General features: G+C 59.4%; 13 protein-coding genes. 6 read left to right on the top strand and 7 right to left on the bottom strand.

Going from position 1 to position 12,706, the window contains the following annotated elements:
- Window positions 1–16 precede the first annotated feature (16 nt).
- Entirely contained in the window at window positions 17–919 is a 903-nt protein-coding gene (locus ACZ89E_RS03595) for a LysR family transcriptional regulator (protein WP_149659875.1), read from the top strand.
- Between the two features lie 9 nt (window positions 920–928).
- Here ACZ89E_RS03595 and ACZ89E_RS03590 read toward each other — a convergent pair whose 3' ends face one another.
- Together ACZ89E_RS03590 and ACZ89E_RS03585 are read right to left on the bottom strand one after the other, a co-directional pair.
- The gene (locus ACZ89E_RS03590) at window positions 929–2,371 is read right to left on the bottom strand and encodes a SulP family inorganic anion transporter (protein WP_476254847.1); all 1,443 of its coding nucleotides are present in this window, start codon (window positions 2,369–2,371) and stop codon (window positions 929–931) included.
- 447 nt (window positions 2,372–2,818) lie between these two features.
- Window positions 2,819–3,277, bottom strand: a complete 459-nt coding sequence (locus ACZ89E_RS03585) for a GNAT family N-acetyltransferase (protein WP_476254846.1) — start codon at window positions 3,275–3,277, stop codon at window positions 2,819–2,821.
- Between the two features lie 147 nt (window positions 3,278–3,424).
- On the opposite strand from ACZ89E_RS03585, the gene ACZ89E_RS03580 reads away from it, so the two are divergent.
- Both ACZ89E_RS03580 and ACZ89E_RS03575 read left to right on the top strand, forming a co-directional pair.
- Window positions 3,425–3,982: a helix-turn-helix domain-containing protein gene (locus tag ACZ89E_RS03580; protein WP_476254845.1), complete on the top strand. Its 558-nt coding sequence runs from the start codon at window positions 3,425–3,427 to the stop codon at window positions 3,980–3,982.
- An 83-nt stretch (window positions 3,983–4,065) separates the two neighbouring features.
- The gene (locus ACZ89E_RS03575) at window positions 4,066–4,641 is read left to right on the top strand and encodes an HD domain-containing protein (RefSeq protein WP_149659952.1); all 576 of its coding nucleotides are present in this window, start codon (window positions 4,066–4,068) and stop codon (window positions 4,639–4,641) included.
- A 196-nt stretch (window positions 4,642–4,837) separates the two neighbouring features.
- On the opposite strand, the gene ACZ89E_RS03570 is transcribed toward ACZ89E_RS03575, so the two are convergent.
- A complete protein-coding gene (locus tag ACZ89E_RS03570) occupies window positions 4,838–6,682 on the bottom strand; it encodes an amidohydrolase (RefSeq protein WP_476254844.1) in 1,845 nt (614 codons plus the stop codon).
- A 130-nt stretch (window positions 6,683–6,812) separates the two neighbouring features.
- Window positions 6,813–7,823, bottom strand: coding sequence for a helix-turn-helix transcriptional regulator (locus tag ACZ89E_RS03565; RefSeq protein WP_463257864.1), 1,011 nt, complete (start codon window positions 7,821–7,823; stop codon window positions 6,813–6,815).
- Between the two features lie 156 nt (window positions 7,824–7,979).
- Between ACZ89E_RS03565 and dapF the strand changes: the two genes are divergently transcribed.
- Both dapF and ACZ89E_RS03555 read left to right on the top strand, forming a co-directional pair.
- Window positions 7,980–8,798 carry a diaminopimelate epimerase gene (gene dapF, locus ACZ89E_RS03560; RefSeq protein ID WP_476254843.1) on the top strand — a complete coding sequence of 273 codons (819 nt, stop codon included), beginning with the start codon at window positions 7,980–7,982 and terminating at the stop codon, window positions 8,796–8,798.
- A gap of 101 nt (window positions 8,799–8,899) precedes the next feature.
- On the top strand, window positions 8,900–9,604 hold the full coding sequence (locus tag ACZ89E_RS03555; protein WP_476254842.1) for a DUF6602 domain-containing protein: 705 nt from the start codon (window positions 8,900–8,902) through the stop codon (window positions 9,602–9,604).
- A 137-nt stretch (window positions 9,605–9,741) separates the two neighbouring features.
- Here the strand turns inward: ACZ89E_RS03555 and ACZ89E_RS03550 are convergent, their stop codons facing one another.
- The 3 genes from ACZ89E_RS03550 to ACZ89E_RS03540 form a co-directional block, all read right to left on the bottom strand.
- Window positions 9,742–9,960 (bottom strand): hypothetical protein, encoded by a 219-nt coding sequence (locus ACZ89E_RS03550; protein WP_476254841.1) that lies wholly within the window; start codon window positions 9,958–9,960, stop codon window positions 9,742–9,744.
- A 129-nt stretch (window positions 9,961–10,089) separates the two neighbouring features.
- Window positions 10,090–10,485, bottom strand: coding sequence for a cupin domain-containing protein (locus tag ACZ89E_RS03545; protein ID WP_476254840.1), 396 nt, complete (start codon window positions 10,483–10,485; stop codon window positions 10,090–10,092).
- A 74-nt stretch (window positions 10,486–10,559) separates the two neighbouring features.
- Window positions 10,560–11,303, bottom strand: a complete 744-nt coding sequence (locus tag ACZ89E_RS03540) for an SDR family oxidoreductase (protein ID WP_476254839.1) — start codon at window positions 11,301–11,303, stop codon at window positions 10,560–10,562.
- A gap of 234 nt (window positions 11,304–11,537) precedes the next feature.
- On the opposite strand from ACZ89E_RS03540, the gene ACZ89E_RS03535 reads away from it, so the two are divergent.
- Window positions 11,538–12,179, top strand: a complete 642-nt coding sequence (locus ACZ89E_RS03535; protein WP_476254838.1) for a TetR family transcriptional regulator C-terminal domain-containing protein — start codon at window positions 11,538–11,540, stop codon at window positions 12,177–12,179.
- Window positions 12,180–12,706 lie beyond the last annotated feature (527 nt).

The following is a 12,706-nucleotide window of genomic DNA, read 5'->3' as shown; positions in this document are numbered from 1 at the left end:
ATACCTAGGGATCAGGATGCTCGACCTACGCAAGCTACGTTACTTTTTGACGGTCGCCGAAGAACTGCACTTTGGCCGCGCGGCATTGCGCCTGCACCTCGCCCAACCTCCCCTGACCCGACAGATTTCGGCCCTGGAAACCGAGCTGGGCTTTCGCCTGTTTGATCGCACCAGCCGCACGGTCACGCTCACGGCCCAGGGTCGGCATTTCCTGCCTTACGCCCAAGCGGTCCTGGACCAGGCCAACCTGACAGAAGTCATCGCCGGCAAGCTGGCCGCCGGTACTGCCGGTCAGTTGGCGCTGGGTTACGCCAGTTCGATCGCGCTGTCGGATCCGTTCAGCCAAACCCTGCAAGCCTTTGCCCAACGTTTCCCGGACGTGCAACTGACCCTGGTGGAAAGTGCGTCCGCCAGTCTGTATTCGCAAGTGGTCGATGGCCGGATCGATATCGGGCTGAGCCGTCTGCTGCCGGAACCGGGGCAAACCGAGGTTCAGGTCCTGTCGCTGGGCGGCGAACCCCTGGTGGCCGCCCTCTCCAGCGACAACCCGTTGGCCAGCCAGGACGAGGTCACCCTGGCCCAGCTCAGTGCGCACCCCTTGATTCTGTTTCCAGCCGATTACGGCTCCGGGCTCAATGAATCCATCGAGCACCTGTACCGCTGCAACGACCTGCCCATCCGTCCGGGGCCGTCGGGGCGGCAGATCACTTCGATCATCGCCTTGGTGGCCGCCGGCCAGGGCGTCGCCCTGGTCCCCGAGTGCGCCAGGACCCTGGCCAAAAAAGGCGTGACCTATCGGCCGCTGGCAGACCCCACCGCCCGTGCGGAACTGCTGATTCTCACGCGAACCCAGGGGCGCAGCCTGCTCGTCGAGGCCTTTATGGGCGTGGTCGAGGAACTGCTGCAGCGGGATCGATGAAGCCGGCGATCAGTAATCCCCGCCTGCCCGCTTGAGCATTTGCTTGCAGCGTTCCGACAGGTGAAACACCCGCATATGCTTGCCGGCCTTGTCGTAGCGTTCGCGCAGGGTTTTCAGCGCCGCGATGGCCGAGTAGTCGATGAAGCTCAGGTGACGGCAATCCAGGGTCACTAGGGCGGGATCGTTGGCGGGATCGAACTGATTGAGAAACGGCGCGGTGGAGGCGAAGAACAACGTGCCGTGCAGGCGATAGAGTTTGCTGCCGTCGGTTTCCAGGTAGGTGTCGGCGTACAGCTCACGGGCCTGCTGCCAGGCGAAGTTGAGCGCGGCAATGATGATCCCGCAGAGCACCGCTGTGGCGAGGTCGGTGAACACGGTGATGGTGGTCACGGCGATGATCACCAGCACATCGTTGAGCGGCACTTTGTTGATCACCCGCAACGAGGCCCAGGCGAAGGTCTGCTGCGACACCACGAACATCACCCCCACCAGCGCGGCCAGCGGAATGCGCTCGATCAGCGGCGATAGAAACAACACGAACAGCAGAATCATGACCCCGGCGATCCCCCCGGAAAGCCGACCACGCCCGCCGGAGCTGAGGTTGATCACGGTCTGGCCGATCATCGCGCAGCCGCCCATGCCGCCGAACACCCCCGACACCATATTCGCCGCGCCCAGCGCCACGCACTCACGATCCGGGTAGCCACGGCTCTCGGTGATTTCGTCGGTGAGGTTCAACGTCAGCAGGGTTTCCAGCAGGCCGACCAGCGCCATCAAAATCGCGTAGGGCGCGACGATGCGCAGGGTTTCGAGAGTCCAGGGAATGTCTGGCAACGCCAACGTCGGCAAGCCGCCGGCGATGTGCGCCATGTCACCCAAGGTGCGAGTCGGCAGGCCAAGCAGGTACACCGCCAGCCCGACACCGAGGATCGCCACCAAGGCGGGTGGCACCGCGCGCGTCAGGCGCGGCAACAGATAGACGATCGCCATGGTCAGCGCCACCAACCCGCTCATCACGTACAGCGGCGTGCCGCTGAGCCAGGTGTCGCCGCTCTTGAAGTGCTCCAACTGCGCCAACGCAATGATGATCGCCAGCCCGTTGACGAAACCGAGCATCACCGAGTGCGGCACCATGCGCACCAGTTTACCCAGCCGCAACAGCCCGAACGCCATCATGATCAACCCACCCAACAGCACCGTCGCCAGCAAATACTGCACGCCGTGCTGCACCACCAACGCCACAATCACCACCGCCATCGACCCGGCCGCCCCGGACACCATCCCCGGCCGCCCGCCGAACAGCGCGGTCAATGTGCAAATGATGAACGCGCCGTAGAGGCCCATCAGTGGATTGAGATGTGCGACCAGGGCGAAGGCGATGCATTCGGGCAGCAACGCAAAAGAGGTCGTGAGCCCGGCCAGGGCATCGGCGCGGAGGCGTTGTGGTTTCATGGCTTACCTGAAAATGCGGGCCGGTGAAGCTGGCCGCGGGGAGTGGCGGGGAATGAGGGGTGGGGATGTTACGGAATTGGAGGTGGTTGGGCCAGTGGTTGGTCGCTCCTACACACCAATCAGCCCCGATCCCTTGTAGGAGCGAAGCTTGCTCGCGAAGGCGTCGTGCCTGACACACCGCGTTATCGTTCTTCGCGAGCAAGCTTTGCTCCTACAGTGATGGCGTCGGGTCTGGTGTATTGCGTTATCGTTCTTCGCGGGCAAGCCTCGCTCCTACGGTGATGGCGTCGGGTCTGGTGTATTGCGTTATCGTTCTTCGCGGGCAAGCCTTGCTCCTACACACCAATCAGCCCCGATCCCTTGTAGGAGCGAAGCTTGCTCGCGAAGGCGTCGTGCCTGACACACCGCGTTATCGTTCTTCGCGGGCAAGCCTCGCTCCTACTCAGATCAGTCCTGCTTCAAATCGAGGCCGTAGGTGTAATAGCCCGTATCCCGCACATACCCCAACGACTCATACAAACGCTGCGCGCCGAAGTTATCCGTGGCCGTTTCCAGCACTAATCCCTTCGCACCCGTCGACAGCGCAAACGCGCGGGCGGTGTTCATCAGCAACGTCCCTACCCCGCGGCCCCGCGCAGCCGGTGCGGTGAAGAGGTCGCTGAGCAACCACGTTCGGTGAGCATCGATGGAGGAAAACGTCGGGTAGAGCTGGACGAAACCCAGTGCCTGACCGTCATCGGCCAGGGCGAGGAAGATCGCGGATTCATCCAGGGCGATGCGCTCGGCGATGAAGTCCCGGGACTGCTGCAGGTTCGAAGGCTGGCCGTAGAAACCGCGATAGGCGTCGAAGAGTCGGGCGACTGGGTCGAGGTGGCTGGCGTCGGCGCGTTGGGCGTGGATGGTCATGCTGTTCCCTCCTTAGGGTTTGGTCCGAGTGTAGCGGGCCGCCATCCTGCCAGGCGTTTCACGCACGCCCATTTATCCAGCCAATTTGCAGGGCGCTCCCGCACTCATCAAACTGCGGGACCCGCCCACCGCCCACCGGACCCCAAAATGCCTGACCTATTGCTGAAGCCAGCGCTGCCCGGCATTGCGCTCCGGCGATGGCGCCTGCTGCACCGCGTCAAACAAGCCCACGCTGCGCAGATGTTCAGCGTCACCCAATCGACGATTTCCCGATGGGAGAGTGGCGTACAAGCCATGGATCGCGCCGCACACCAGCAACTTGAACGGTTGCTGGCCGCTCGTCTCGATTCCGCCGCCGATCGCGTCCTCGCCAGACTGGTCGCGGAAAGTCCGCGGCCGGTTCATCTCATTTGCGACCTGACCCACCGTCTGCTGGCCTGCTCCCCGTCTCGTGCCGCCGAGTTTGCCAGCCCGCTGGGCGATCTTATGGGTCAGTCGCTCTGGCGCTTCGCAACGCCAGAGATACTGAGCACAGAGGCCGCGCTTGATGAGTCGGGTTGGCGCGAAGCCCTCGCCCCACCCGCTCTGGAATTCGTCACCGGGAGCAATGATTGCGCGCTCGTCCCCATCCGTCAGAGCCTGTGTCGCTGGACGCGCATTCCCCTCTCCGACGGCTCGGCGGCACGTCTGGTGGAAACACTCTGACAGAACGGCCGCGCATATTTTATGCGTGGACGATGCGCCTCGCCGGGCCTAGTCTGGCGCCGGTCAACCTACAGGGCGGATGTATGGACATCGAAAAAATCAAAGGACGCCTCGACTTTCTGCGCGAAGCGGAAAAGCTCAAGGATGTACTCAGGAGTGCGCATACCACCTCCGGGCGCACCGAAAGCACGGCTGAACATAGCTGGCGCCTGTGCCTGATGGCCATTGTGTTCGCGGACGAACTGGCCAGCCTCGACCTTTTGAAAGTCCTCAAAATGTGTGTCATTCATGATCTGGGCGAAGCCATCAACGGCGATATTCCAGCCGTCAGCCAAGCCTCGTTCCCCGACAAGAGCGAGCATGAACGACGCGATCTTCTGCTTTTGACCAGCACCCTTGATGACGCGCTGAAAACAGAGATATTGGCGCTCTGGGATGACTACGAAAACGCGTTGTCCCCCGAGGCGCAGGCGGTCAAGGCACTGGACAAACTGGAGACCCTGCTTCAACACAATCAGGGCTTGAACCCGCCGGACTTCGACTACGCGTTCAATCTGGCGTATGGCAAAAAACACACCAGTGCCCAACCGATTTTTGAGGCTCTGCGCAACATCATCGATCAGGATACGAAAGCAAAAATCGACAGGGATAAGCAGTGACGAGGCTATTCATAGCTCCGTCCTGATTGGCGATGGGTTGAGGAACAACATCGGCCTTCAGAGCTAAAACCCTTCCTGTGGCGAGCGAGCTTGCTCGTGCTGAGGTGCGCAGCAGCCCCGCTCTTTTCCTGAAAAAGCAGGGGCCTGCTACGCAGTCCAGCACGAGCAAGCTCCCTCGCCACAGGTTATTCATTAATCATTGCGCTGTGCTCTTCTGAGTAACACCCACAAACGGCGCCTTGGCCCACACGACCTTGCCCCCGACCATGGTCAGCAACACGTTATTGCGCGCCAGCTCAGCCTCGGGCACTTGCATGAAGTTCTTGTCCAGCACGATCAGGTCCGCGAACTTGCCGACCTCGACAGAACCGACCACCGCGTCCAGCTTCAACTGCTCGGCAGCGTTCAGGGTGATGGTACGCAACACTTCCTCCCGGGACAGCGCCGGATCAGCGTTGAGCCTGCCCGCGTACTTGGGACCATAGCTGTGTGGATTCTGCGGATCACCCGAGCGAGTGACACCGACTTTCAGCGCCAGGAATTCGTCGAGCGGATCCACCGGCCAGTCGCTGCCATAGGCCACGCGACCGCCCGCCCGGGCGATGCTGCCCGATGGCTCCATGCGGGCGAACCGCGCGGCGCCGAGGTGGTCGCTGGTGCCATCGACGGTGGACGGCGCTTGCTGGGCCCACTGGAACGACATGTTGGCCGTCACGTCGAGCGCCTTGAAGCGCGGATAGTCCGCCGGGTCGACTTCTTCGTTGTGGGTAATGGTCGGGCGAAAGGCATTGCCCGGCAGTTGATGGCGTACGTATTCGATGCCGTTCAGTGAATCGCGCACCGCGCGGTCGCCGGTGGCGTGAAGGTGCGGATCGAAGCCCGCCTCAACGGCCTTGAGCAGCAGCGGATTGAGCACTTGCGGCGGGAAGTACAGCTCGCCGAGATTCTTGCCCGGCGTCCATTTCGGCGCCTTCTCGGTGCCTGTGTTATGCAAATACGGCGTCAACATCGCGCCCGTGTCGGCCGGTGCGTTGATGATGCCGTCCATGAACACTTTGACGTGACGCATGCTCACGCCCGGCGCGACTTTGGCTTCGCCCTGATCGTAGGTGTTGGCCAAAACCTTGGCATCAGCGATGGTTTTCGCCGGGTCCGCGGCCGCGGCGGCCGGGTCGAGTTTGATTGCCAACAAAGCCCGGGCGGTCAGTTCGCCCGACTGCTGCAAGGTCGTGAACGCTTTACCCATTTCGGGCCCCGACATGGCATCGAAGAAACTGGTGATGCCTTGCTGGCGCATGGCGTCGAGCGCGGCGCGGGTCTGGGTCAGCTTTTCGGCGTCGGTGGCGGGCGGCACCACGGCGGCCATGGTGTCGGCGGCGCCGTCTTCGCAGATGCCGTTCGGATTGCCGGCGCTGTCGCGCACGTATTTGCCGTCGCTCGGGTTGGGGGTTTGCTTGGTGATGCCGGCGACTTCCAGGCCGCGGGAGTTGGTCAGCACCGTGTGGAAGTCTGTCGAACGGACTTGAATCGGGCGTTTAGTCTTGAGCGCATCCAGAGTCGATTTGTCCGGATCGCCATCGAGGCCATCCATGCCCATGCGATCCCAACTGCCGACTTCGAGCCACACGTCCGGGCCTTTGTCCTTGTCGGCATCCAGGCATGCCTGGATGGTTTCCTGGAACACTTTGCGCGTCATGGTCTGGTATTTCAGGTCGCACAGGGTCATGGCGCGGCCGCCGTCCCCCGGATGCATGTGCCCGTCGATGAAGCCCGGCATCAGCATGCGCCCGGCCAGATCGATCAGCTGTGTCTGCTTGCCGATATAGGGCGCGACGCCTTCATCACTGCCGACATACACAATCTTGCCGCCCGTGACAGCGATCGCCTGCTGCACCGAATTCTTGCCATCGACGGTGTAGACATAGCCGTTGCGCAGCACCATGTCAGCGCCGGTCGAACCCTGGGTCTGACACCCCACCAACCCCACACCCGCCAATGCCGTGGTCGCGGCCACCGCGATAAATAGCCCGGAAAATTTCACTGACCCACCTCTGTTCTTATAGTTTTTTGAAGTGCCCGGACAGACTGGCGCGCCAGCCCGTGGCAGGCAGGCCTACCCTATAGCGCGCAAGCGAAATCCGGACCTCCGCAAATGAGGAGGGGTCAGGCAATTAGTGGGGAATACGCCGGGTATCGTGGGACGGCGAACGCAGGACAGAACCCAGTTCAACCTTGCTCTTCACGCCAAGCTGCAAATAGCAGTTACGCAGATACGTGCGCACGGTGGCCGGGCTCAGCCCCAGGGTTTTGGCGATTTCCTTGTAGGAGTGGCCGGCGGCAAACAGCATCGCGGCCGTGCGTTCGCGAGGCGCCAGCACCGCCCCGCGCGATTGTGTTTCAAGGGACAGAATCACATGCTCGGCGTTCGGGCTCAGCGTCAGCGTGCAACGACCGAAACGGATCACGCACGGCGCTTTGGCCAGTTGCGCGGTCACCTCAAACGGCAGCGTCGAGCCGCTCCACCCCGGCAATTCACGCTGAATCGCGGCGCACAAATTGGCGCCGACGTACAGCAGACTGCCGTCGAGTCGGGCGATACCGAAGTCAGTGGCGCCGCTGCCGGTGTCGAAGCGAATCATGTCCTGCACCTGGAACCGCCACAGTTGCAGCAGATGATCGCAGAACGCAGAAAACAACTCGGCCTCATTGTCGCTGAACCCCGGCGCATCATCGCCACGGTACACGCAGACGAAAAACAGCAAGCCGCTTTCGGGCAATTCGAAGGTGATGCACATCGGGTGATACAGGTCGTGACGCCGCGCGAAGTCGTTCACTTCTTCACTCGGGTCGGTGTAACCGCTTTCACGCACCACCGCGCCGAGCTGGCTCAGGGTGTCGTTGGAAAACTTGTCGATTTGCGCACAGGTGTGCCATTCGGCTGCGAACGATTGCGGCAGATTGATGCGCCCGTGCATCCAGCTTTGGGGCGGCGCATCGGCGTCCGACCCCGACATCTCGCCCCACCAGGAGGATGCGAACGGCACCAGTTCGCTGAAGGCGTGCAGGCCGTCTTCGATGAATTGCGAGTCGCCGCGATCCCGGGCCAGGCGACCGAGGTGGAGGATGCAGCGGTTGAAGGCGTTGAGTGTGGTCATGGCACCGACGTCGTTACCCTCCCGCATAGTTCTGATCCTGTTGGCTACATCGCGTATTGATCGGACGATGCCATAGGGGCAGTGATGACGTCCATACCGTCACCGCTTGAAAAAGTCCTGCAGGTGGGGCTAGATCGCGGCTGGACGTCCATTCACCTTCTATCTCGTCGCCAAGGACTCTTCATGCCACTGAGCTTCCACAAAATGCACGCCAATGGTGATGATTTCGTGATTGTCGACTCGCGAAATTCGCCCCTCTCAATAACCAGTGCCCTGGCACGGCGAATGGGCGATCGGCACCGTGGAGTGGGGTTCAATCAACTCGCAGTCATACTCGATTGCGATGATGCCGCCGCGCGCTTGATGTTCTGGAATGCCGATGGCTCCACGCTGGATGCCTGTGGCAGCGCAACACGAGGGGCGGCGGATCGGCTGATGCGTGAATCAAATACGACCTCGATAGTATTGCGAACCAACCGTGGACTGCTCACGTGCGAACGCACCTCAACGGGTGCCATTTCTGTCGCCATGGGAGAACCGCTTTTCGGCTGGTCGGCTATTCCCCTGGCGCAGGAAGTGGACACGGCTGTTTTGCCACTGACTGGCGACCCCGCAGCGTGCAGCATGGGAAATCCGCACTGCACTTATTTTGTGGACGATCTGACAACCGTTGATATAGCGGCCATCGGACCGACCATTGAAACCGACGCTCTATTTCCACTGAAAACGAATGTGCATTTCGTCCAGGTCATCGACCGCACGCACATTCGGCTGCGCATCTGGGAGCGCGGCGGTGGCATCCCGCTCGGCTCGGGCTCCTGCTCTTGTGGCGCGGCGGTCAACGGCATTCGCCGGGGCTTGCTGGACAACTGCGTCGAGGTTGAATGTGATGGCGGGACCGTTACGGTTCAATGGGATGGCGTGGGGTCTGTTTTTCTCATTGGACCGGTAGAGACGTGTTTCTCGGGAACACTGACGGATCGATTTTTACAGGCGCTTTAGCTGCGGCATTAATCTAGCGGAATCACCTTTAGAATGTAGTGACCTTCCCCATAGCAAAACGAACGAGAAAACAATCTTACAAAACTAGAAAGAGTAAAAAAATGAAACCATTAGTCGAATACTGTCACGGAGCGGTTAACGCATTAAATGCTCAATATGAAATGACTAATGTGCTGCGCCACTCTGCCACTGCGGGGTCAGCGCGGGAGCGCCTAATTCAAGATTTTCTAACCGCTCACCTTCCCGAAATGACCAGCGTTGTGAGCGGAATGATCATCGATTCAAATGATCGCCGTTCAAAACAGCAAGACATTGTACTGATGTTAAAATCCATGCCTCGACTACCGTTTGCTAGCGGCCACGACTTGATTTTTCAAGAAGGGACTGTAGCTACTTTCGAGATCAAAACCGAGATTACTCCATCTGATCTAAAACTTATCGGACTTAATATTGAAAGTGTGAATACGCTAGAGCCGAGCACGTTGGAAGGTGCTCAACTGGGTGACCAAGATTGGCCATATGCAAGAATTTTGAGCGTCGTCCTAACATACGGAGGAACCGCTTTGGATAGCATTGAGCGCCAACTTATTGACCTACCAAACAAGGGTCAGCCAGATGTCTATTTGGACCTCACAAAGGGGATTCTTATTAAAAACGAGGGACTACTATTTCGCCAAGAGGGCTCCAATCCTTACCTTCGATTTGACGATCCTGCCGCAGGTCTTGCTCGCCTGCTTGCACTACTGTCAAAGGTAACCGGACGTTTAGTAATGCGCGGGGTGAAATGGGACGCCTATATTTCTTAACTACCTTTAAAATGCATAAAAACATAAGGCGACAGATTTATTTAAATAGATCTACACCCATTTATTTCATTACTACGAGCGGGGCGGAACCTATAAAAAAGGGAGCTTACGCTCCCTTTTTATTGTGTGCTTTGAGCCTACTGCCACATCCCCACAATGCTAATTATCTCTTTTTCCAAACCTGGATCTGCCTTGGCATTTTGAATAGAAATTGTCCCAGTATTGAAAATATTACATTTCAATTCTGTTTTAGAGACATATTGATTGCCATGGTCGATAGGATTTTGCTTTGCACCATGCTTATTTACTAAGAGAGAAACAATCGCGCTAATTCCATTTTGGTCAGTTACTTTCATTTTTACATCCTTGATAGATCAGATTAGATAAAGCGAAATGATTTTAAACGAAATCAAAGATCATCAACAGGTGACCGATCTATTTAAATAGGTCGGCACGCTGTTTTTTCTGACAGACAGTGATCCAAATCAATCAACCGGAATCACCGCTGGCTTCCCCTTCTCCTTCAACAAAAACACCAAAAACTTCGCCGGCTTGTCCTGACTCGCATTGCGCCCCACCGTGTGCACGTCTTCAGGCCCTTCATGAAAGCTCTGCCCCGGCATCAGCGTCACTTCCTTGCCGCCCTTTACGCCCATGACGATAGAGCCTTCGAGCACATAGATGAAGCCATGCGCGTCGTGCCGATGCACCGGATCGGCGCCGCCTGGCGGGTATTCCACGGTGATCATCAGTACTTCTTTTCCAGGGTAGTCGGCCAGTGCCTGTTCCATCACGGGTTTGACCACCGGTGGCGCTGGGGCGGCCATTGTCAGTCCGGTGCACAACAGTGGCAGTAAGGCGAAGAGAGGATGCAGGTTCATGAGGCGTTCCTCGTCGGAGTTAGCTAAAGAATGGGGGGCGATCCGTTGCCTGGAGTCACCACCCGCCCCGCCCGCTAGGTGTTCTTGAGCCAGGTGTCAAAGTGGGTCTTGCCGATGATCGAATCGACACTGGGGGTCAGTGACTCGTCGTCGATGGCTGCGCCGAAATAGGTGGCTTCGGCGTCCGCGATCACCTCGCGCGGATCGTTGTTGTGTTTCAGCCAGGTTTTGACGAATGAGGCGATTGGCTCCCGGTCAGGACCGGCCACTTCCTGTGTCTCCCGGGTGGGCGGTTGTTCGGCGATGTCGGCCAGTGCTTCCGCGACGTCGCCCGAGGCGATCGGTTGCAGGTCGGCGGCGGGCAAGCGGGTGGTGTCGCCCTCGTTGCCGGATTGGGCGATGGCGCCGATGAATTCGAAGAATTGTGTAGCCCGCAGGATCGAGTAGGGAATGCCCGAGGCCTTGATCAGTTCTTCCTGGGCCATCTTGGCGCGGAAGTAGCCGCTGTCGAGCATCATTTCAATGCCGACGACGGACAGGGCCACATGGTGCTTGACCCCGGCAGCCTTCTCGGCTGCAAACAGGTTGTGGCCCGAGGTCTTGAAGAACTCCAGCACGGCGGCGTCTTCGAATGAAGGCGAGTTGGCGACGTCGACGACCACCTCGGCGCCGGCCAGTGCCGTTTGGAAGCCTTCACCGGTCAGGGCGTTGAGGCCGGTGCTGGGTGAGCCGGCCAGCACGTCATGTCCGCGCTGGCGCAGGTTATGGCAGAGCTGGGTGCCAATCAGGCCAGTTCCGCCGATGACGACAATTTTCATGGGAATGCCTCCGGATAGGGGGTGGACCGTGGGGTGCACCTGTCGGCGGGTGATGATCGACTATCAAGCCAGAAGCCGAAGCCCCATTAAGTTTAGGCAACCGCTCACGGAACGCCCTTTTCAATTAGGCAGCCTCGGACGAACCGCCTCTAGCTCATTCGCTGTATAGTTTTGTATATTACGAAACCGATTTTCCAAGATGCCCCTCATGCCCTCTTCCTTCGTTCCGTCTTCATGACCAGCATTCGCCAACGCAATCAGCACCTGATCCTGGCCGCCGCCAGCGAAGAATTTGCCGCCAAGGGTTTCGACGCCACCCAGACCCGGGACATCGCCGCGCGCGCGGGGTTGCCGAAGGCGAATCTGTATTACTACTTCCAGACCAAGGAAAACCTCTACGCCAAGGTGTTGCTCGGGTTTGTCGAGCCTTTGCTGGAGGCGTCGGCGATGTTGCGCGAGAGCGATGATCCGGTGGAGGGCTTGCAGGCCTACATTGCGGCGCGGATTCGCATTGCGCGGGAGCATCCGCACATTGCCAAGGTGTTCAGTGGCGAGTTGTTGCTCGGGGGACGGCAGTTGCCCGGGGAGTGTCGGGATTTGCTGTATGCCGAGGCGCAGCGCAATGTCGAGTGCCTGCGCAGCTGGATTGAGCGCGGGCTGTTGGCGCCGGTGGATCCTGAACATCTGATGTTGTTTATCTGGTCGGCGACGCGCACCTACACCAATCTGGGTTGGCAGATGGCCCATATCACCGGGAGGCAGCTGCCGGAGGATGGGGATTACCGGAATGCGGCGGCGACGATTACCCGGTTGGTGCTGGGGGGTGTGGTGCCGGAGCGGGTTGGGGCGATTGGCGGGTTGATGTTTGCGACGTGATTTGGGGGGCGGCTGCGCAAGGCAGGCGCGAGGCTTGCCCGCGAAGAACGATAACGCCGTATGTCAGACACCACGCCTTAATCGTAGGAGCAAAGCTTGCTCGCGATGAACGAAAACGCGGTGTGTCAGGCTTGACGCCTTCGCGAGCAAGCTTTGCTCCTACAGGGATTGGTGTTGGCTGCCAATTGTGTGAACGACGCAAAACAAATGTAGGAGCGAGGCTTGCCCGCGAAGGCGGTGTGTCAACGACGAAGATGCCGACTGACACGCCGCCTTCGCGAGCAAGCTTCGCTCCTACAGGGATTGGTGTTGGCTGCCAATTGTGTGAACGACGCAAAACAAATGTAGGAGCGAGGCTTGCCCGCGAAGGCGGTGTGTCAACGACGAAGATGCCGACTGACACGCCGCCTTCGCGAGCAAGCTTCGCTCCTACAGGGATTGGTGTTGGCTGCCAATTGTGTGAACGACGCAAAACAAATGTAGGAGCGAGGCTTGCCCGCGAAGGCGGTGTGTCAACGACGAAGATG

The sequence above is a fragment of the Pseudomonas sp. TE3899 genome, from assembly GCF_056279105.1.
This window is presented reverse-complemented; position numbering and strand designations above follow the sequence as displayed.